The sequence below is a fragment of the Actinopolyspora mzabensis genome (assembly GCF_900101095.1).
Lineage (GTDB): Bacteria > Actinomycetota > Actinomycetes > Mycobacteriales > Pseudonocardiaceae > Actinopolyspora > Actinopolyspora mzabensis.
On record NZ_FNFM01000009.1, the window covers coordinates 39346 to 59000 of the forward strand.

Genomic DNA, 19655 nt, shown 5'->3' on the forward strand with positions numbered 1-19655 from the left:
TGGGCTCGTCGTCATGCCTCCTGCTCGTACGAGCCGAGGCCCGGCCGGTAGGTCTTGTCGTCGAGGAACTGCTTGAGCCCCTGCTGCTTGCCCCGCTCGGGATCGTGGCCGGTCGCGGCGTCCAGTTTGGCGTACAGATAGTCCTCGGCCTGGTCCCACGAGAGCTGCTGTGCCTTCTTGAAACCGACCTTGGCCGCACGCAACACGTGGGTGTTCATCCCCGCCAGTCGGGTCGCCACTTCCACGGTGCGCGGGCGCAGTCGCTCGGCGGGAACCGCTTCGTTGACCAGGCGCATCCGCTCCGCGCGACGGCCGTCGAAGGTTTCCCCGGTCATGATGAACCACAGCGCGTCCCGGGAAGGCACGGTTTCCGCCAGTGCCCGGGAGACCAGTCCACCGGGCGGAATGCCCCAGTTGACCTCGGACAGGCCGAACGTCGCGTCCTCGGCGGCTATCGCCAGGTCACAGCACACCAGCGGGGTGAACGCGCCGCCGAAGCACCATCCGTTGACCATCGCGACGGTGGGTTTGGCGAAGTGGATCAGGCGCCGCCACTGCCACTCGGCGCTCTCCCGGCGGGCCCGGTTCTCCACGTGCGGTGGTGCCTCCTCCACTTCCCGGAAGTACTCCTTGAGATCCATGCCCGCCGACCAGGCCTGGCCGTTTCCGGTCAACACCACCACGCGGACCCGCTCGTCGGCTTCGAGTTGTTCCAGTGCCCGGATCATCTCGCGGTTGAGCGTCGGGTTCATGGCGTTGCGTTTTTCGGGCCGGTCGAACGTGAGCCAGCCGGTTCCGGAGTCGTCGACCTCGACCCCGACGGTTTCGTACCGGTTCGTGGTGGATCCGTTCATGGTGGACAACTCGAACGCTCCTCGTGCGAGTGGCGGATGGGGCCCGCTCCCGCGGGGTGAGCACGGGTCCCTGTCGAGCCAACGGCGGAATTAATCAGGTATCCTGATAATGCACAAGAGCTGTTGCTGCCGCAAGACTCCGTTCGGGCCGCTTTGAGCACCCGGAGTCGGGGCTTCGTCCACCGGGCGGTGGGTCAGGATCCCGAAGCGGGGGTGTCTCCGGACTCGGTTCGTTGTTGCACCAGCGGGGTCAGCGCCGCGTAGCCTCTGTCGAGGCACTCCCGGAAGACCAGGCGCTCCCCGGGGTTCATCGAGTCCAGCACGCGTCGTTCCAGTGAGTCGATCATGGGCGCGCAGGTGGTGACCAGTTCCCGGCCCCGCGTGGTCAGGCTGATCAGCAGGGCACGGCGGTTGGTCTCGTCGCGCCTGCGTCGCACCAGCTCGTGCCGTTCCAACCACTGCACCATCTCGTGCATGGTCTGCGGAGTCACGAAGGAGCGCCGGGCAAGTTGGGCGGAGGAGAGCTCGCCGCGCTGTTCCAGCACGGTCAGCGCGGTGTACTGCAGCGTGGTCAGGCCGTGGGGGCGCAAGGCGTCGTCCATCAGCGCGCGGACGACCATTTCCAGCCGCTTGACCAGGTAAAGCGTCAGCGGCGCGTCGGTGTCGGACGACTCCGAGCCGTCCGCGTCCTCGGCATAGTCGGTCACGCGGTCCTCCTGCCACCTCGTCGTGGTGATTCGCTCTTGCCTCGTCCGCGGAGGCGTTGAGCGTCGTGTTCATCTGGAATCAGGGATGCTGATATTTGCGACTCGTTGTGGAACGACTCGTTCGTCCGGTCCGAAGTTCTGTGAGTGGTCGGCTCTTGCGTAATCGCGGAGCAGATGGTGCGGTTACCCGCGCCGTATGCTCCGCGCTCCTTCGACCTGACCGTTTCGCCGGCCGGGAGCCCGGGTGACGCGGACTGCACAGCCGGGCACTCCGCAGTGGGGAAACGCCCCACCTTCGTCGAGTCGCTGCTCCGGGTACGGAATGCCGCTCGTCGCTGTTCAGGATTCCGCGAGGTGAGGCGGGAAACCACCGGTGGCGATCGGGCCCCAGTTCTCGATCTCGATGCGGAGCAGTGACTTGTGCTGCCGGGCCATGGCTTCGCGGTACTCGTCCCAGTCGGGGTGCTCACCCGAGATGCAGCGAAAGTAGTCGACGAGGCCGTCCAGCGCCTCGGGCATGTCCAGCACCCGGGCGCGGCCGTCGACCTGCACGTACGGTCCGTCCCACTCGTCGGAGAGGACGCAGATCGACACTCGTGGGTCGCGACGCGCGTTGCGGGTCTTGGCGCGGGCCGGGTAGGTGGAGACCACGATCCGACCCTGCGGGTCGATACCGCAGGTCACCGGGGACATCTGCGGGCCGCCTCCGGCGCGGGTGGTCGACAGCAGGCCGCGATGACGTGGACGGAGGAATTCGAGCAGTGCTTCCCGCTCGACGCGTTCGGCCGTGGCGATTCGTGGCATGAATCCAGCATCTCACGCGGAAGTCTTACCCGAGACCGTCCTGTTCGGACCGGACAGGACTCCGCTGGTCGCCTGATCGGGTGGGAATGGGGTTATCGCCGCCGCATGCGGGGAAATGGCGATATTCTGGGAATACGGTTCTGGCCAGTACCGTTCGGTACGCGGTCATTGCCTGCGCGGTAGCCGTGCGGAGTGGTTCGTGGAAACGGTGCTGGCCGCGTGTCGTTCCGTGCGGTGGGACGGTTTCGAACCAGGTGCGATCCCGCAGCTCGGTGTCCGAATCGTCGGCTACTCGCTCGCGGCAGCGCTCGCTGTGGGCAGCACACTCCACTAGGCTTGATCGATGACATCGGTAAGGCAGTTCCAAGTCACCTTCGACTGCGCGGAACCCGAGCGCGTCGCCCGTTTCTGGTGCGAAGTATTGGGGTACGTCGTACCACCGCCACCCGAGGGGTCCGCCACCTGGGACGATTTCAATCGTTCGCTGCCGTCAGAACATCAGGGCTCAGCATTCGCCTGCATCGATCCCTCCGGTACGGGGCCGCGGCTGTTCTTCCAGCGCGTTCCCGAGGGCAAGGTCGTCAAGAATCGAGTACATCTCGATGTGCGGGTCGGGACCGGGCTAGTGGGTGAAGAGCGCCTCGCCACACTCGAGGCCGAGTGCGCACGACTGATCGAGCTCGGCGCGACTCGTGTGCGACTGCTGCCCGCCGATGGAAACGACGAGTCGTGCATCGTGATGCAGGACCTCGAGGGCAACGAGTTCTGTCTCGACTGATGACCCGTGTGGCGGGCGATCCCGACCACTCGAGCGGGGTTAGGGTTGCCCGGCGGGATGCACTCGCGACCGCGAGTTGATTCACTCGCCGGTGACGAATCGCGCTTGTTGCGGAGCAGCAGTCTTTCGTTTTTGAAGAGCCGGCTTTCGACCGGACGGGAGCCGGCCGCTCGGCAACGGGTATCCCGCCACACATCAGTGCGAAGAGCCCGAAAAGTGGGGGTAAAGTGGGGACCGATCTTGGTCGAGATCCCTGCTCACCCGTGGCGCTGGGTTGATGCGCCCTCGGCAGGATTCGAACCTGCGACACCCGCTTTAGGAGGACTGCCGACACCGCATGCAGGCGTTTGACCTGCATCGATGGTTGTTCCATGTGTCGCTGTCGTTCCAACTGTCTCGCCCGATTCACCTACTTCATGCCCACGGTCATGCCCAGAACAGGCCAAGCATTGATGCCAGAGCCGGAGTAGTACTCGAACGGTATCTTCCGCTAAGTCAACGCTCGTGGAACAAACTTCGTCGGATTACTCGTTGGTCTGTGTCTGCTCATCTGATTCGGGGGAGCCGGTGCCTTCTGCATCGTCGGGTGTCGTGTCATCGACTGGTACGAGCTTGCCCCAGCGGCCTTCGTGCCCGTCGCCAGAATTAGTCTCGCGCACCGTCCATCCTTTCGGGTACATCGATGCCACGGGGGTGTCGTGATCGAGCCGTACCCACACTTCCCCAAAGGCGTGATCGTGGAATTGCATTCCGGCGAAGTCAGTGTGGTGGTGGAACTCTGAGCCCCCGAAGTCGGCGATGTTGTGAAACTGCGCTCCCAAGAAGATGACGCCGCCGTGGAACCGCGACTTTCGGAAGTCTGTTAAGCCGTAGAAGTGTGTCTCGGTGAAGTTGGCGGTTCGGACAGAGCAGTTGCGGAAGTTCCAACGCCCGAGCGTAGCCCCGGTCAGGTCGAGTTCCATACCTGTGCCGTGTTCACCTCCCCAGAAGGCGCGGTTTGTAGGCTGGCCGTGTTCATCCCAGTGGGGGCTTTGGTGGTGGGCGAGTAGCCGTTGGGCGGTCAGCCGTACCTGACCTTCCTGCTGGTGTTGCTCGGCCCCATCCAGGGAAAGCCCGGCAGCCTCGGCCAAGGTGGGGGCGAGGTCAAGCAGCAGTGGCTGGTTGTCGTCATCCTGTCTTGTTGTATCCGTTATGGAGCGTTCGGAGGTGTTTTCCTGATGTTGTTTGAGCCCGGGCGGGGCGTAGGGCATGCGGAGGTAGGCGCACCACAGGTCGACGATGGTTTGGCGGTAGGTGGGGTTGTTCTGCCCGAGTCGGGATAAGGCATAGAGCCCGGCCAGTCGTACTGGAGCCTTGTCCGAAGCCAGTTGTTCGGCGGCAGCGGTGTAGAGCTCGGTGGCCCGCTGTTCGGCAGCGTCGGATTCGGTGTGGCGCTGGGTGTGCTCGGCCAGCCACTGCTTGCGTGAGGTCAGCACCAACGCCACCACTCCGACCAGTCCGGCGCCCAGGGTCAGTGCGGTGCGCACCGCGTCGATGCGAGCCTTGGGCTCGTCCTTGGGCAGGGAATGCTCAGCCAAGCCCATCAACCACCACAGCGCCAGAGCGACCACGCCTGCGATCACCAGCGCGATGAGTACCACCCACCACCAGCGCAGCGGTCGCACCGCTGGACGTCGCTTTTCCGCGCTGTGCCGCTGACGACGCCACGTGAGCATCCTAGCTACCACGATCATGGCCAGCAGCACGGTGCCGAGCAGGGTGGCCAATCCTGGACCGCGGAAGATGCCCCAGATGGCCAGGCTGTGGCCGAGTCGGTTTGCCAGAGTTGCCCAAGGGATCGGCAACCACGTCAGCACTCCGCCAGCCAACAGCACCACCACTGCCAGCAGCGCCCATGTGGAGTCCCGCAACCACCGCCAAGCTCGCCTGGTCACTATCCTCACTCGAACATGATCACACCGAAGCTTCAGGTAGCGGGATCGATCCCGAAAAATCGCGTGGAGGTTGGTGTGAAGTTACGGCCTTATGGAGCGGTGGTGAGGCAAGGGGGCGATAGCGTCGTCAGCGACCGCGCAACGCTCGTTTGACCTCGGTGGCGTGCGCGTCGAGTTCGCCGATGAGGTTCCGAACGGACTTTTCGTGTGAGCCGAGAGCTTTGACGAGCCACCTCATCGCTCGCGTGTGACTGGAGAGTGTGTCTTCGGCCGAGCTTTCCTTTTCGTGCGGTGGCCAGTTCTCGCCTTCGATCGTTCCAGCTACGTGCACGACTTCCTTGCCGTTTCCCTCCGGCTGTCCGTCCCATCCGTCGCCAGTCGGATCGACCGGTTCGATCCACCTGGTTCCTTCCTTGTCCTCCATGAGTGCCCAGGCCGCGATCGGTGTGTAGAAGGTTTGGTCATCTTGCTCGTTACGCAGGTAATAGCCTGGTTCGGCGGAGATGAGCTGGATGATCTCAGAAGTCATGATCCACAGAGTATCGATCAGAGTGCTACCGGGCCAACGTTACTGGTTGCCTCAGTGCCTCTTCCGCGTTCCAGCGGAAAGAGCTTATCGGAGGCAGTGGTTGTTCACGTCGACCTTCTGCCTTTCCGGGGACCGTTCACGGAGGCGTTGAGGCAGGTACCCCGTTTATCCTGGATAGATCTTCGTCTCGTCCACCAAGAGCCAGCCGTCGGTAATTATCTTGCCCAGTTCAGCGCCCGAGCGCCAAAGTTATTACCGCTGCTACTGCTGAAATCATCGCTCCGAGTGCTGAGAAGCTGGTAGCCACGCCGTGAAATCCAGAGCACAGCCGCCGGAACAGGCGTCCCCAGGAGCTTTTTCGTGCCAGCATCTTGAATTTCTGCCAGCGGTGCTCTCGAAGGTGACACCCCATGAGGATGCCGCTGGCGTTGTTGTGGCAGAAGTTCTTGCCTCTGGTCTCGGCGCAACACCATACCGGAGCTTGAAAGAGTGCGTAGAAGAACGTCGCCGCTGAGAGCAGCACCAGTACGCCCGCTCCCAATGTCGCGCTGAACCAGCCGTACAGGAGGACCAAGGCCACCGCGTATCCCCAGTATTTGCGCACTACCTTCACGGCATGGACAGTAATCGCGGGGTGATCATCCTTTGCAGGTCTGAACGGGTGATCATGATCAAACGAATGGTTGGAACGATCTGGATCGTGCGGGCCTTTCGCTTCGTACCTGTCGCACCCGCTCTGAGCTGAGCTCTTCCGTTTGCCACGTGCATGTGTGCTCCATGTGTGGATGATCGCTACCGAGTCGGCTGTGAAGGCTTCGTCCGTTTCTCCGCTGCGTGTGCGGGGGTTTCGGTGGTTGTTCGTGGGGCGGGTGTTGTCGTCGTTCGGGGACAGCTTGGTGCCGTTGACGGTGGCGTTCGCGGCGTTGGAGCTGACCGGTTCGGCGGTGGGACTGGGCGGGGTGCTGCTGGCGAACCGGTTGCCGGTGGTGGTGGCGACGCTGGCCGGGGGAGTGCTGGGGGACGTGTTCGACCGACGGTGGGTGATGGTGGCCGCCGACGTGTGGCGCATGGCCTCCCAGGCGGTGTGCGGGGCGCTGCTGCTGGCCGGTCAGCTTCCACTTTGGGCGCTGATCGTGCTGCAGGGCTGCGCAGGGGTGGGCACCGCGGTGTTCACCCCGGCGGCCACCGGACTGCTCCCCGCGCTGGTGCCGGAGAACCTGCTGCGGCAGGCCAACGCGCTTCTCGGGCTGGCGGCCAATGTGAACAAGGTGGCCGCGATCAGCGTGGCGGGCCTGCTGGTGGCCGGGCTCGGCTCGGGGTGGGCATTGCTGGCCGATGCGGCCACGTTCACCATCAGCGCGCTCTCGCTGCTGCTGATCGGCCCCGTGACCACGCTCGCCGGGAAGCGGGAGCGTCGGGGCGTGCTGGCCGAGATGTGGGGCGGCTGGCGACACGTGACGGCCACCCCGTGGCTGCGGACTCTGCTGGGCTACACCGCCCTGTTGCAGGCGCTGGTGATCGGCCCGCACATGCTGCTGGGACCGTTGCTGGCGCGGCAGCACTACCACGGTGCGGCCTCGTGGGCGGTGATCGGAGCGGTTCAGGCGATCGGCTCGATCACAGGCAGCGCGCTGGCGCTGCGGCTGCGCCCGTCACGCCCGCTCGTGGCGGCGGTGGCCGCCTCGCTGCTAATGCTGCCGTATCTGGCGCTGTTCGCCGCTGCCGCTCCGCTGTGGCTGGTCAGCCTGGCCGCACTCGGGTTCGGGCTGCAAGGTTCGTACTACCTGGCCACTCAGGCCTGGCTGCTGCAGCGGCACGTGCCCGACCTGCAGCTTGCCCGCGTGGCGTCCTGCTTCCAGCTCGGCAACCTGGTCCTCGTGCCGCTGAGCCTGGCCGCCGTCGGCCCGCTGGCCGAGCACGTCGACGCCCGTCTGCTGCTGGCCACCGCGGTGGTGTGGGCGCTGGCCAGCACCCTGGTGGCACTGGCCGCACCCCCTCTTCGGAGTCATACCAGCGTGATTAGCATAGGGGTGTGATTCGCATAACATATTGGTTTGTGTAACCTGAGAAGATTCAGGTGTCTCAGGGCTGTGTCACCGCGATCAGTCTTAAGGCCACGTCTACACCAAATGAGACGTAGCCTTAGGGGACACAGTCCGGTCGCTTTGATCGGCGAAATCTTCTATTTTATCATAGGTGGTGCCAACATTGGCCAGCAGGTACACCGAGCAAACTATCAAATTCCTTTTCGGTTCGGCGCGACACTGTGCCTATCCTGGATGCACGACGCCGTTGGTCTTTGAGGACCGTGGTCGCAGGACCGTTGCGGTGCAGATTGCGCATATTCGCTCCGCTAAATCTGGAGGGCCGCGGCACGACCCCAGCTACGATCGAGCCAAGCTCAACAGTGACGAGAATTTGTTGCTGTTGTGTAATGGTCCCCATCACGATCACGTCGACAAACACGAAGACCTCTATACTATTAGCGAACTGCTTGAATGGAAAAGTCGGCAGATCGCTCAAGGGGGAGGATGTTCGGTCACTGATATAGAGATCGATCCGCTGGTCCGTAAGCTCGATGAGTTCATCGCTTCTCTTAAGGAGGTCAACTTTGTAGTTGAACTACGCGGTGGAGTTGGCTCCAATGGTTCCGGACTGATCGCTACAGCACTCGAAGCGCCAGTCAAGAGTGAGGAAGTAAACAGTGATGGCGCTAAGTATATCGGTATTCGCGCCGAGAATCACGGGCTGTTGCCTATCGGAGTGGAAGTGGCAGGGCTAGAGTTCGACGTAGGCCAGGTGGCGTATGTCCCTTACCACCTCTCTAATCGATTTACTCGGTACCCTGTTCCATGTTCCTTGGGGCAGCGTGAATCCGGAGAGTGGTTCGCCCATCAAGACGAAATTCGAGATGTTATGATTGCTCTCTGTCGTAAAATTCGTTGTATTCCGACTAGGTTTCGCGCTTTCGTTCGAATCGGCACCGGTGTCGCTGAGTTTAGCTCGTGGGCTTCGATAGCCATTTTGCCGATCTGGAATTCCGATATCACCGAGGATGATCTTCAGGTTATATTTGCGTCATGAAGGGCGCCTGAAAAATTTATCGGATAAAGAAAATCGTGATTTTTCTTTGTTGTGTGGTGTATCTAGTATGGCACCTATAAAGAAAAGATAGCTCTCCTTTAGATTTGATGGATCTATATTCAGCCGGGCTCCGGGGCCATGTCGACGAAGCGGCTGTAGTGCAGCTGGTGGGCCACTGTGACCACCCCGGTCGGTCCGGAACGCTGCTTGGCCAGGATCAGGTCGGCCTCGCCGACGCGGGCGGTGTCGCGCTCGAAGGCGTCCGGCCGGTGCAGCAACACCACCAGGTCGGCGTCCTGCTCGATCGAGCCGCTCTCCCGCAGATCCCCGAGTTCGGGCTTTTTGTCCAGGCGCTGTTCCGGCCCTCGGTTGAGCTGCGAGAGCGCCACCACGGGCACCTCCAGTTCCTTGGCCAGCAGTTTGAGGTTCCGGGAGAACTCGGAGACTTCCTGCTGGCGGGACTCGACCCGCCTGCCCGAGGTCATCAGCTGCAGGTAGTCCACGATCACCAGGTCCAGCTGCCCGCGCTGTTTCAGCCTGCGCGCCCTGGCGCGGATCTCCATCATGGTCATGTTCGGCGCGTCCGAGATCACCAGCGGTGCGTCCTGCACGTCGCCGGTGCGCCGCGCGGTCGCGCTCCAGTCCGCTTCGGACATGTAGCCGCCCCGCATCCGGTCCAGCCGCACCTTCGCCTCGGCCGAGACCAGCCGCATCATCAGCTCCCCGTGCCCCATCTCCAAGCTGAACAGCGCCGTCCCACGGCGGTGCCGGATCGCGGCTGAGCGGGCGATGTCCAGCGCCAGCGCGGACTTGCCCAGTCCCGGCCTGGCCGCCACGACGGCGAGCTGTCCCGGCTGCAGCCCGTTGGTGAGCCGGTCGAGCTCGGTGAACCCGGTGGGGATGCCGGAGCGCCCGTCGTTGCGCTGGATCCGTTCCAGCTCGGACAGCAGCGGGTCGGCCAGGTCCTGCAGGAAGTACATGTCCTCGGTGCGGCTGCGCCCGATCGAGGAGAACCGCTCCTGCGCCCGGTCGAGCAGCTCGGCGGCCTCGCCCTGCCCGCCGTAGCCCTGCTGCAGGATGCCGCTGGCCTCCTCGATGATGCGGCGCCGCTGCGCCCGGTCGGCCACGATCTCGGCGTAGAACGTCGCGTTCGCCGCGGTCGGCACCGCCTCCAGCAGCGTGTGCAGGTACGTCCCGGTGTCGGAGTTTCGGGTGATCTGCGTGAGTTCGCCGGACTGCTCCAGCGCGTCGCGCACGGTGACCGCGTCGGCGGGCTCGCCCCGGCCGAACAGCTCCACGACGTGGCGGAAGATCACCCCGTGGTCGGGGCGGTAGAACTCCCCGGCCCGCACGACCTCGATCACGTCGGCGATGGCGTCGCGGCTGAGCATCATCGCGCCGAGCACGGACTGCTCGGCCTCGATGTCCTGCGGCGGCATCGGGGCGTGCGGCCCGTGGAGCTCTTCTTCGGTGGTGTTCACGGTGACGGACATGACGACTCCTCGGTGAAAGGAGCCCGGCCGGGAGGCGTTCCCCGGCCGGGCTGGGACTACGGACGAGTTGGGGCTACGGGCTTGTTGGGATTACGGGCGGGGTGGGATCAGGTGTGGCGGATGGGCAGGTCCCGCAGCCCCACTTCCCGGCCGCACCGGCGCAGGTAGTCCACCGAGTAGCGCGCCGCCCGGCGCTTGATCGTGCCGTTGTCGTAGCTGGACAGCGCCGCGTGGAACCCGTCGGCGATGTAGCGCATGCCGTGGAGCCACAGGTCCCGGTGGTTGCTGTCGAGCTGCTCGACGGTGTAGTTGCGCTTGATGTTGGGCACCACGGCGACGCCGTTCTCGTCGAGCTCGGCTATGCCATCGAGCATCTCGGTATAGGAGTCGGCACCGAGCACGTAGTCGGTCTCGACGATGTCGAAGCCCACCCGGCGCGCACGGCGGTACTTCTCCAGGTGCTGTTCGAAGGTGATCGAACCCTTCTTGCGCCCCCACTGCCGGATCCGCTCGGCGTCGTTGATGGTCTCGACGGTGCCGATGAACCCGATTGCGCCGTGCTCGCGCAGCAGCTCCATCGCCCTGGTGGAGTCGATGGCGTAGGTGAAGGCGTGGAAGGCGGCGTTGCCGAACCCGTAGCGGCGGTAGGTCCGCATCAGGTTCAGCATCATCTCCAGCTCGCGGTCCTCGTCGGGCTGGCAACCGGTGGTGATGTTGACGCTGACCAGTTCACCGCGGTCCCAGCCACGGCGGTCGTAGTCGGCCGCCAACTGCGCCACGTGCCGCTCGATGTAGTCCTTCGGCGGAGGGGTGAAGCTCTTGACCGCGCCGCGCGAGCAGCCCAGGCAACCTCCCGCGCAGGTGGAGTACGGCGAGATGATCGCCGCGGTGGGCAGTTCGGTGAAGTCCGGCGCGACGCGGCTGTAGTAGTGGTTGCTGGCCGCGAAGATCCTGGCGTGCACCAGCACCTCGGCCAGCGTCCCTCCGGTGGAGCGGTTCACCAGCCGCGCCCGGTTGTCCTGTTCGCGGGTGAACAGGATCGGCGAGGCCGCGCGGTAGTCGGGGACGCAGATCGTCTGGTAGTTCGACTTGCTCTGCTCCCCATCGGTGTAGACGAGGGTGTAGGTGCGGTTGTCCAGCGGTTCCGTGGTGTCGCAGCCGAGGAAGCCGATCAGCAGCGACAGCAGCTGGGTCCGGCTGAGCGCGGTGTCCGGGTCCTCCCGATCGCTGTCGTCGAGCGGGGTGAACCCGGCGATGTAGTCCAGGCCCTCGGTGAGGAACCGGTTGAGTCGTCCGTACAGCTCGTCCGGGGTTTCCGTCGGGTTCGGCTCGTTCGAGCCGGGTCGGTTGAGGTCGACGAGCGGCAGATTCCTGTCCAGAGACAATGGGGTCTCCACTTCCTTCGGGTCGTGGGAACCCGGCCGGGACGCCACGCTTGCCAGGCCGATACGTCCCGGCCGGGTCTGGTCCGAGCGGACCCGGCGCCGCACCTCGTCGTGCGAGGCGCGGCTCCGTGCTCACTCGGCCGTTCTCCCCGCTCGGGTGTGACCGCTCGTCCGCCGTCCATGCCTGAGTCGATCCGAGCGGCCTCGGCCGCGCTTGTCGCGGTACATCGCGCGGTCGGCCTGCTCCAGCACGCCTTCGAGCGTGTCGGCCGGTCCGGCAGTGATCGCCGCTCCGATGCTCGCGCTTACCCGCACGGTGGTTCCCTCGATCAGCATCGGTTCGGCGAGCCGTTCGGCCAGCGCGTGCTGCAGCTCCTCGACCCGTTGCCAGTGCGAGGGCGTGTCCGGCAGCGTGCCGAGCCAGCAGGCGAACTCGTCGCCGGACAACCGCACGGCGAGCCGCCCCGGGCGCCGGCTCTCGCGCATCCGTCGGGCCACCTCGCGCAGCACCTGGTCGCCGAAGCGGTGTCCGTGGGTGTCGTTGAGCTCCTTGAAACCGTCCAGGTCGAGCAGCAGCACGGCCACGCACCGGCCGTTGCCCGCGCCGTCGCGCTGGAAGGCCTCCCGCAGGGCGAGGCGGTTGCCGAGTCCGGTCAGCGGGTCGGTGCGCAGCTCGCGGTGTAATCGCGAGGCGTAGCGGCCGGTGCACCACCAGCCGGTGGCGGTCAGTCCCAGTGCGAGGGCGGTGAGCATTCCGTTCCTCGTCGAACCGTCGCGGAGTCGCACGGTGTTCTCCTTTCGAGTGGGGTGGATGAATCCGGGTCACCGGGTGCTTGGCGGCTTCGTGGTGACTCGGACCGTCCCGGCCGTGGTTCGGCCGGAAGTCCTCGGTGCGTCGGTCGTGGTGGCTAGGCTGGGCGCATGGAGCTCGACAACAACTCGGTGGTGAACCTGCCCGGTGTGGACGACCGGGAGATGGATCGGCTGATCGCGCTGCGTGCGGCGTGCAACGTGGTCGGTCCTCCGAGCGAGTTCGCGGCGGTCGATCTGTTCGTGCACGAGTTCCGCGGCTGGCTGGCGCAGTCCACCGGGGACTCCGACAAGCTCTTCCGGCGCTACGTCCTGCTGCTGGTCACCGAGGGGCGTTCCGGGGTGGCCGACAGGGACGCGGCGAAGCTGCGCAAGACGATCGACGACATCTACCGCAAGGTCTGATCAGATCCGCTTCAACGCGGCGCGTACCTGGGTCATCGCGAGCCCGGTGTCCCGCATCAGCGCTTCCACAGTTGACTCGGTGCCCGCCTCGATCGCCTCCCGCACCGTCGCGTCGATGTCCTCGGCCGTCGGCCCGGACCGCCGTCGCGGGTCGGTTTCCGCCGGTTTCTTCGCCGCGTTCAGTGCCGGTGCCGGCTCGGCCGCCGAATCCGGATCGAGCCTGGTCGGCGTCACCGGCTGCTCGGCGGGGTTCTCCAGCAGCAGCGCCCGCGCCCGGATCTTGCGCGAGGTCATCATGTAGCCGAGCCCGTGCGTCGAACTGCCGTCGGGGAACTCGGCGGGCAGGTCCTTCAGGTGCTCCGGCATCGGATCACCGGTGTCGATCATGTTCCCGGAGCCCTTCTCGGTGATCCGCAGTCCCACGATCGTTCCCGCTTTGACCTGGTCGCGTAGCGCGGTCGAGTTGCCCAGCTGCTTCACCGAGGGCACCTGGGTAGCGAGGATCAGGCAGACGCCGAACTTGGCGCCCTCCTGCGTAATCTGCTCGCACATCCGCACGATGTCGCGGTTGTCGGTCTCGTCGTCGCTCATCAGCAGCTTGTGCGCCTCGTCGATAACCACGGGCACCAGCGGCATCTCCGGGGACGGCTCCAGCGAGCCGCCGCCCTGCCGCTCCACGACGGGACGCCGCCGCTCGATCAGCCGCAGCGTGTAGCGCAGCACCTCGCGGGCCTGCTCCGGTGTGCCCGCGAACAGGTTGGCGCGCTCGCGCCACTGCGGCAGGGAGGCACCGCCACCCCCGTCGATCACCAGCGGATACACCCGGTCCGACATGCTGGCCTCGGTCAGCACCACGTCCAGCACCTTGGTCTTGCCCGAACGCGTCACCCCGGAGATGAGCGCGTGCAGGGCGCCGGCTCCCGGGTTCCACAGCTTGAAGTGCAGCGGCTCGCCGTCGGCGGCGATCATCAGCGGGAACTTTCCGGTCTCGGGGTCGAGTCCCGGCTCGTTCCAGTGGTTCTTCTGCTGCAACGGGTCGCTGGTGAGCACGGTCAGCCGCGACTTGCGGACCGATTCGCCGTGCATCGCCTCCACGAACACCCGACCGTCGGGCAGGTCGTAGACCGACAGGATCGACTTCCGCGCCTGCAGCGTGGTGTGCCAGTGCTCCCCGATGGCCAGGGTCACCGTGGCCTTCCAGCCGTAGGCGAACCCGGTGATCCCCTCCAGGGCGGAGCCGGGGAGTGGTTTGCCGTTGGCGGCGATGTGCTCGTTCCACAGCTTCAGCCGCCGATCCGCCGTGCCGGGCGCCACCGGCAGCGTTTCCCTGGGCTGCGGTGGTGCGGCGAGTTCGGCGGTCACGTCCGGCTCCGGTTCCGCGTGCCGCACCCACCAGGGGATCGACAGGGCCGCGCCGAACGCCCACATCAGCCCAGCCGTCACACCGTTCGCACCGGTCAGCGCGAGGGCCGCTTGCCAGCTGGCGGAGCTTCCCGCCGCGACGCAGACGTACAGCCGGTCCCAGCGGGACGCTTTACGGTGCACGTAGCCGTACATCCCGGCCGAGGCGGTCCAGCCCGCCGCAACCGGCAGCAGCGCCTCCGGCGGGTCCAGCGCCGCCGCGACGGCCCCGACCCCGTGGGTGGCGCCGATCGCCGCGAACGGCATCGCTTGGTGGCGCCAGCGCCCGAGCAGCCGCCGGAGTTCGTTAACCACCTGCGGTGTTACGGGAATTCGCGGCTCCTCCGGCGCGGTGTCCGACTCGGTCTCCCGCCGCTCGATCTCGGCGGGAGGGTGTTTGGTGGGGGTGGTCATCCCGTCTCCTTCCGCTGGGCTTTCCGGACCCGCACCCCGCCCCGGCGGCTGCCGGGGCGGGACACGCACCCGACAGCTCAGTACTGGTCGTACCAGCCCTTCTCGGCGACGTTGCCGCTTCCACCCGCGGCGGCCATCGCGTCCGCCACCCCGCCGTGCCTGCCCTCGACGTGCTTGTGCAGTCGGTCGGCCATCGGTGCGGCGGTGTCGAGCAGGTCGGCCAGTTCGTTGATCTGGTTCAGCGTCTCGGCGTCCAGGCTGTTGGCGGTGAGCACGTCGCCGAGGTTGGTCACCTCCTCGTGCGCCAGGGTGAGCAGCTTCGCCAGCGACTGCAGCGATTGGACGGTGTCGCTGTAGCCCTCGCCGGTCGCGGCGACCGTGTTGTTGGCGGGCATGAGTTCGGCCATGGTGTTGGTGATTCCTTTCGATTCCTCGGTTTCTTCCTCGTGCTTGTCGGCGCGTTCCGCGTCGACGTAGATCCGGTTGGGTTGTTGCTCGCCGTTGGCGTGCCGCGAACCACCGGACGACTGGAAGCTGCCGGGTGGCGGAGTTCCTGCTCCCGGCGTGGGGCCTGCGCCGTGCGAGTCATCGGCGGCGCCGGAGTCGTGCCACCAGGCGCAGTCCGGGCACCACCCATCCTGGTCGAGCTCGTAGGGCTCGGTCAGTCGGGCGCACCATGCGCAGCGGCGGGGAACGGTGCTGCGCACGTGGGGGGTGCGCCAGCACGTGCGGCACAGGGGACGTCCGGTGTGGATAACGCGCAGCTCGGTCCAGGGGTAGCGGGCGCGGCAAGCCGCGCACTGCCCGGTGGCTCCGCAGGCGGCGCCGCTTTCGGCGGGGCTGGCGCAGTCGGGGCAGGCGCCGGTCTGGTCGAGCTGTTCGGCGCGGACCCAGTAGCCGCAGTTGCGGCACTTGGCCAGCTCCACCCGAGGCCGCGGTGTCTCGCGGCGCCACTGCCGCCAGGCTTCGCGGTAGTGGGCACCCCGGCGTCCGGCTTCGAGCCCGACCCGGTATCCCGAGCGGCCACCGGAGACGGCCCCGGAGTAGACGCCGACCGCGCCCGCACCGAGCGCGGCCACCGCTCCGGCGGTGATCCAGCCGGCGGCGTAGACCCACCACAGCAGGTGGCGCGGCCCGGTGGACACGGCGGCGTGCCACCGGGACTTGGCCGACCTGAGGCGTTCCTGCCGTGCTCGTTCCCTGGCCGCCCCGCGTTCCTCGGCGCGGCGGCGGGCCTCGTCCCAGCGGGCCCTCGTGCGTGCGGCGCTCTGCTCGGCGGCGTGGGTGATCCCGGCCGCCAGCACCATCGCCAGAAGCAGCATCCCCATCACTGACCTCCGATCAGCCTGCCGATGCTGTTCGCACCGACCTGCGAGATCGCTTCGGTCAGCCCGGAGCCCGCCTCGGCCAGCGGGCCGACACCGGCCAGGAACAGCACCGGCAGCACGACCAGACAGATCAGCGCCGTCTTGTCGGCCTTCCGGTCGATGCCGATGTCGTAGACGGTCAGCACGATGAGCAGCAGGGTCGCCGCTCCTACGACGATGCTGCTGTTGACCGGAACGATGCCGACGATCTCGTTGATGCGGGCGGCCAGCCACGCGCCGAGCGCGGTGTCCGCCAGCGAGCACCCGCCGATGAAGACCAGCGAGGATTTCAGCCACCAGGGGTTGGCCTTCTTGCGCTTCCAAAGGATCGCGACCAGTCCGAAGGCCACGATCATGATCGCCCAGGACAAGATTCCTCCTCGGGGAGTTCAGACCGCCAGCACGGTGATCAGCACGGCTACGGCGGTGGTCAGCAGGAGTCGGGAAGGCCGGCGAGCCAGCCAGAGCAGCGCGTATCCCACGGCGGTGATCACCAGGGACACCCAGCCGAACCACTGCCCGGCGGCCCGCAGCGCGGGGATGTCGCCGGACCACTCGGCGCGTCGCGCGCGGGTGTGGATGTCGCGGAGGGACGGTGGACGAGCCCGCCACACCGAGCCGTCCAGGGCCGCACGGGCGCTGCTGCCGGCCTCCGAGGTCCAGGCGGCGGCCGCCTTCCGCAGCTTCACCACGGAGACGTGCGCGGGTTTCCCGCCGTCCGAGTGCGGTTCGACTCGACTACTCGTCGTGTTCGAACCCTGCCGGTCGCTCGGGAACGGCAGCACCTCGCCGCCCTCGGTTTCCGCGTCCTGTTCGGCGGGTTCCCCACGCGCGCGTGCGCGATCGCGCTCGGGCTCGCGCTCACGCCCCCGATTGGGACCTTCTTCCGAAGGGTTCGCGGTGGCCGAATCGGGGCTCTCCCACGGATCCGGGATCGGCATCAGCGGTCACCACCTTCGGCGTCGATCCGCTGGGCCTCCTCGCCCAGATGCCGGGCGTAGTGCTCGAACAGCCGGTCACGTTCCGTTTCCGGCAGCAGCGAGATCGCACCCCGCAGGCACATCAGCGCGTTGCCCAACCGCGCCGAATCGGTGCCGCTCTGGTTGAGCTTGCTGTCGTAGAGCGCCGCGCTCGCCGCGTTCGGCTCGCCACGGTCGAGCACCCGCCGCACGTGCTCGGCGATCTCCTCGTACTTCCCGCGCGCCGTCCGGGCCGGAGCGCGGGAGTGGGTGACGGCGCTGAGCAGCGCGTCCTGCGCGGCCCGGAACCGCTCCACCGGGGTGCTCGCCTTGCGCGCCCGGTCCGCGTGGTGTGCGCTGCGGCGTCGCATCGAGCGCACCCGCTTCGGCTCACGCTTCGTCGTCGCCATGTTCGTCCACCTCCGCACCGCGTGCGCGCATCGCGTCGAGTTCCACTTCGTCGGCGCACTGCCAGATGTCCATCTGATCGTCGGCCTGCCAGCGGCCTTCGCACTGCCAGGCGGTCGCGGCTATCGGCCGCCCGGCCGGGCCACGGCGGGTGTGCAGATCCCGCCGCGCCCGTTCGATCTGTTCCTGGCTGAACTGTTCGGTCATGCCGCGACCTCCGCCCTGCCATCGCCGCCGCGACCGCGCAGTGCGCGCAGCACCTCCTGCGCCGTGGTGGCGCGGATACCGAGGTGCCGCTGCACGGCCCGCCGGCTCGGCCGCGGGTTCAGCTCGCCCGCCTCGATCGCCCGCCGGGTCCGAGCCACCAGTTCGGACAGTTCGTCGGTGGTTCCCGAACCGGACCCTGTCGAGGTCGCCGAGTCGGACGCTGTCGAGCTCGCCGAGTCGGTTTTCGCTGTTCCCGCCGGTTCCGAAGGGGCGGGTTCACCGGAGAGCCACCGGCCGATCTCGGCGGCCAGCTGCTCGCTCGGATCGGTTTCCTCGGACCGCTGGGAACCGTTCGGCGGCAGGCCGGGAACCACCGCGTCCCGCAGCCGCCGCGCCCCGAGCGGGCCGCGTCCGAGCGTGACCGTGCCGGGGGCGTGCCGGAGCCGGATCGAACCGTCCGCACCGAGCTCGCCGACCGATCGGCGGACGGCGGCCCGCTCCATCCGAACCCTGCGACGCTGCGAGATCCGGGCCGTGCGGGCGGCTTCCCGCTCGGCGCGGGAACGGCGGGTGCGCATCGGAGCGGCGGTGATCAGCTGGTGCGCGACCACGCCGCCGACCGAGACCAGCGCCATGACCAGCCCGGTCACCACACCGGAGGCGCCGAAGCCGTGCAGGAAGTTCAGCGCGGCGTTGACCGCGGCGAACGTCCACACCCCGGTGTGCAGCCACCCCGTCGGGCGTCCCTGGCGGCGGGCCAGGTGCACCGAGAACGCGAACGCCCACATCGCGCCCTCGCTGAACAGCGGCAGCACGCCACCGAGCGGCCCGTAGATGTCCACCCCGTAGGCGGCCATCGCCGACCAGGCCAGCAGCGCGGGAACCACCACGATCACGCTCATCAGCAGCTCGGTCGGGTGCGCGCCGATCCAACCGCCCGCCGAGGCGAGCCGTTGTCTGCGCTCGGCGGCACGACGCCGGCTGCGCTGTTCCCGCTCGGCCCGCTCCTCGCGGGCCCGCCGTGCGGCGTCCTCGGCCACGGCACGCCGGGTCTCGGCACGCACCGACTCGGCCTCGGCCCTGACGCGTTCCGCCTCGCCCCTGGCCGCTGCTCGTGCGGCGCGCGGATCCGTGAAGCGAGTGCTCATGCCGCTTCACCTCCGATCTCGGTGAGGCGGCCCCGCTGCCGCAGCTTCCGGAAGATCCTGCTCAGCCGCTGGAAGTCGGGCTGGCCGACTCCGCCCCAGCCGCCGTAGCGCTCGCCGCGCAGCAGCGCGCCCGCCAGGCACTCGTCGGCCACAGGGCAGCCCCGGCACTGCTCGGCGATGCGTTCGCGCTCGGCCCGGATGAGCCGTTCCCCGCTGTCCTCGTCGGCGTTCGGGAAGAACACGTCCACCGGGACCTCGGCGCAGTTGCGCCGTTCGTCGTCGCTGACCTTCAGGTGCAGCTCCCAGCCGTCGGCCTCGGCGAACCGGGCGGCACGTTCGAGCTGTTCGCGCTGGAAGTGGGTGATCCTGTTGTTCGGCATCACGCGGCCTCCGTCCGCACGAGATCGACGAGTGCGCCACCGAGGGCGGAATTGACGAGGCCGCAGAGCTGTTCGAGTGATTCCTTGGCGGTCTCGGTGTCCGGCACGGCGAGCGGGGAGTAGGCCGGTTCGGGCAGCCGGTCGGTGGACACGGGGATGTCGAGCCGCAGAATGTTGGTCACCCGCGTCGGACCGCTGATCCAACCGCTCCCGCGGCTTCGCAGCCCGCGCACGATCTCGGACGGCAGCTTCGTGGCGAGGTCGACGCGGAGCGCCGTCGTGCCGTCCTCCTCGCGCAGGAGCGCCGCGTCGAGGACCCGGTCGTGCGTGACGAGGTAGCCCGGCGTCATCACCGGTGGCCGCGCGATCCGCCAGGCGGAGGCGGCGAACTCCACGGGATCCGCGGTGGGCTCGTCCCCGTCGAGGAAGGCGGCGGTGTTGCGCCGCAGATACGCCTCGAAACGGGATTCGGAGTCGCTGGCGTGGTCGCGGTCGTAGCGATCGTCGGGGTAAATGAGAAGTGTTGAACGCACGGTTGTCTCCCGATAGCTGGGTTGAGGTGGACCGTCCGGGGCGACGGGTGCTTGG

At 67.1% G+C, this 19655-nt stretch carries 22 protein-coding genes; 4 read left to right on the plus strand and 18 right to left on the minus strand.

The genetic code is table 11. The annotated features are described in order from the left end of the window. Positions 1-11: 11 nt before the first annotated feature. From BLR41_RS15635 to BLR41_RS15645, 3 genes are all read right to left on the minus strand, one after another. Positions 12-854 (minus strand): p-hydroxycinnamoyl CoA hydratase/lyase, encoded by an 843-nt coding sequence (locus BLR41_RS15635; RefSeq protein ID WP_092629322.1) that lies wholly within the window; start codon positions 852-854, stop codon positions 12-14. Positions 855-1048: 194 nt separating this feature from the next. Then, positions 1049-1474, minus strand: coding sequence for a MarR family transcriptional regulator (locus BLR41_RS15640; RefSeq protein WP_092629579.1), 426 nt, complete (start codon positions 1472-1474; stop codon positions 1049-1051). Positions 1475-1900: 426 nt separating this feature from the next. Then, complete coding sequence (locus BLR41_RS15645; RefSeq protein ID WP_092629324.1) at positions 1901-2365, minus strand: PPOX class F420-dependent oxidoreductase; 465 nt, start codon at positions 2363-2365, stop codon at positions 1901-1903. Positions 2366-2708: 343 nt separating this feature from the next. Between BLR41_RS15645 and BLR41_RS15655 the strand changes: the two genes are divergently transcribed. Next, the gene (locus tag BLR41_RS15655) at positions 2709-3143 is read left to right on the plus strand and encodes a VOC family protein (RefSeq protein WP_092629327.1); all 435 of its coding nucleotides are present in this window, start codon (positions 2709-2711) and stop codon (positions 3141-3143) included. Between the two features lie 524 nt (positions 3144-3667). Here BLR41_RS15655 and BLR41_RS15660 read toward each other — a convergent pair. The 3 genes from BLR41_RS15660 to BLR41_RS22575 all read right to left on the minus strand — a co-directional run bounded on the left by BLR41_RS15660 (position 3668) and on the right by BLR41_RS22575 (position 6210). Continuing rightward, positions 3668-5077 carry a pentapeptide repeat-containing protein gene (locus BLR41_RS15660; protein WP_143013098.1) on the minus strand — a complete coding sequence of 470 codons (1410 nt, stop codon included), beginning with the start codon at positions 5075-5077 and terminating at the stop codon, positions 3668-3670. A gap of 127 nt (positions 5078-5204) precedes the next feature. Further along, positions 5205-5606 carry a hypothetical protein gene (locus tag BLR41_RS15665; protein WP_092629330.1) on the minus strand — a complete coding sequence of 134 codons (402 nt, stop codon included), beginning with the start codon at positions 5604-5606 and terminating at the stop codon, positions 5205-5207. Between the two features lie 229 nt (positions 5607-5835). Next, on the minus strand, positions 5836-6210 hold the full coding sequence (locus tag BLR41_RS22575) for a hypothetical protein (protein ID WP_143013099.1): 375 nt from the start codon (positions 6208-6210) through the stop codon (positions 5836-5838). Between the two features lie 181 nt (positions 6211-6391). On the opposite strand from BLR41_RS22575, the gene BLR41_RS15670 reads away from it, so the two are divergent. Next, positions 6392-7642, plus strand: coding sequence for an MFS transporter (locus BLR41_RS15670; protein ID WP_143013100.1), 1251 nt, complete (start codon positions 6392-6394; stop codon positions 7640-7642). 292 nt (positions 7643-7934) lie between these two features. Beyond that, positions 7935-8690 (plus strand): hypothetical protein, encoded by a 756-nt coding sequence (locus BLR41_RS22580; RefSeq protein ID WP_143013101.1) that lies wholly within the window; start codon positions 7935-7937, stop codon positions 8688-8690. A 119-nt stretch (positions 8691-8809) separates the two neighbouring features. Here BLR41_RS22580 and dnaB read toward each other — a convergent pair whose 3' ends face one another. The 3 genes from dnaB to BLR41_RS15685 all read right to left on the minus strand — a co-directional run bounded on the left by dnaB (position 8810) and on the right by BLR41_RS15685 (position 12354). Continuing rightward, positions 8810-10183 carry a replicative DNA helicase gene (gene dnaB / locus BLR41_RS15675; RefSeq protein WP_092629332.1) on the minus strand — a complete coding sequence of 458 codons (1374 nt, stop codon included), beginning with the start codon at positions 10181-10183 and terminating at the stop codon, positions 8810-8812. 107 nt (positions 10184-10290) lie between these two features. Continuing rightward, entirely contained in the window at positions 10291-11568 is a 1278-nt protein-coding gene (locus BLR41_RS15680) for a radical SAM family protein (RefSeq protein ID WP_092629334.1), read from the minus strand. A 132-nt stretch (positions 11569-11700) separates the two neighbouring features. Further along, the gene (locus tag BLR41_RS15685; RefSeq protein WP_092629335.1) at positions 11701-12354 is read right to left on the minus strand and encodes a GGDEF domain-containing protein; all 654 of its coding nucleotides are present in this window, start codon (positions 12352-12354) and stop codon (positions 11701-11703) included. A gap of 135 nt (positions 12355-12489) precedes the next feature. Between BLR41_RS15685 and BLR41_RS15690 the strand changes: the two genes are divergently transcribed. Continuing rightward, positions 12490-12783, plus strand: a complete 294-nt coding sequence (locus BLR41_RS15690) for a hypothetical protein (protein WP_092604620.1) — start codon at positions 12490-12492, stop codon at positions 12781-12783. Here BLR41_RS15690 and BLR41_RS15695 read toward each other — a convergent pair whose 3' ends face one another. From BLR41_RS15695 to BLR41_RS15735, 9 genes are all read right to left on the minus strand, one after another. Then, the gene (locus BLR41_RS15695) at positions 12784-14598 is read right to left on the minus strand and encodes an ATP-binding protein (RefSeq protein WP_092629336.1); all 1815 of its coding nucleotides are present in this window, start codon (positions 14596-14598) and stop codon (positions 12784-12786) included. It abuts the gene before it with no gap. A gap of 77 nt (positions 14599-14675) precedes the next feature. Then, positions 14676-15926 (minus strand): hypothetical protein, encoded by a 1251-nt coding sequence (locus BLR41_RS15700; RefSeq protein WP_092629338.1) that lies wholly within the window; start codon positions 15924-15926, stop codon positions 14676-14678. After that, complete coding sequence (locus tag BLR41_RS15705; RefSeq protein ID WP_092629339.1) at positions 15926-16336, minus strand: hypothetical protein; 411 nt, start codon at positions 16334-16336, stop codon at positions 15926-15928. Before BLR41_RS15705 ends, BLR41_RS15700 begins: the two co-directional genes overlap by 1 nt. Before the next feature lie 18 nt (positions 16337-16354). Further along, the gene (locus tag BLR41_RS15710; protein ID WP_092629342.1) at positions 16355-16906 is read right to left on the minus strand and encodes a hypothetical protein; all 552 of its coding nucleotides are present in this window, start codon (positions 16904-16906) and stop codon (positions 16355-16357) included. Beyond that, on the minus strand, positions 16906-17334 hold the full coding sequence (locus BLR41_RS15715; RefSeq protein WP_092629344.1) for a hypothetical protein: 429 nt from the start codon (positions 17332-17334) through the stop codon (positions 16906-16908). Before BLR41_RS15715 ends, BLR41_RS15710 begins: the two co-directional genes overlap by 1 nt. After that, on the minus strand, positions 17315-17539 hold the full coding sequence (locus tag BLR41_RS15720) for a hypothetical protein (protein WP_092629347.1): 225 nt from the start codon (positions 17537-17539) through the stop codon (positions 17315-17317). Before BLR41_RS15720 ends, BLR41_RS15715 begins: the two co-directional genes overlap by 20 nt. Next, positions 17536-18687 carry a DUF2637 domain-containing protein gene (locus tag BLR41_RS15725; protein ID WP_092629349.1) on the minus strand — a complete coding sequence of 384 codons (1152 nt, stop codon included), beginning with the start codon at positions 18685-18687 and terminating at the stop codon, positions 17536-17538. The genes BLR41_RS15720 and BLR41_RS15725 overlap by 4 nt, the downstream gene beginning before the upstream one ends. Further along, positions 18684-19067 carry a WhiB family transcriptional regulator gene (locus tag BLR41_RS15730; RefSeq protein ID WP_092629352.1) on the minus strand — a complete coding sequence of 128 codons (384 nt, stop codon included), beginning with the start codon at positions 19065-19067 and terminating at the stop codon, positions 18684-18686. Before BLR41_RS15730 ends, BLR41_RS15725 begins: the two co-directional genes overlap by 4 nt. Next, complete coding sequence (locus tag BLR41_RS15735) at positions 19067-19600, minus strand: hypothetical protein (RefSeq protein WP_092629354.1); 534 nt, start codon at positions 19598-19600, stop codon at positions 19067-19069. Before BLR41_RS15735 ends, BLR41_RS15730 begins: the two co-directional genes overlap by 1 nt. Positions 19601-19655: the final 55 nt, after the last annotated feature.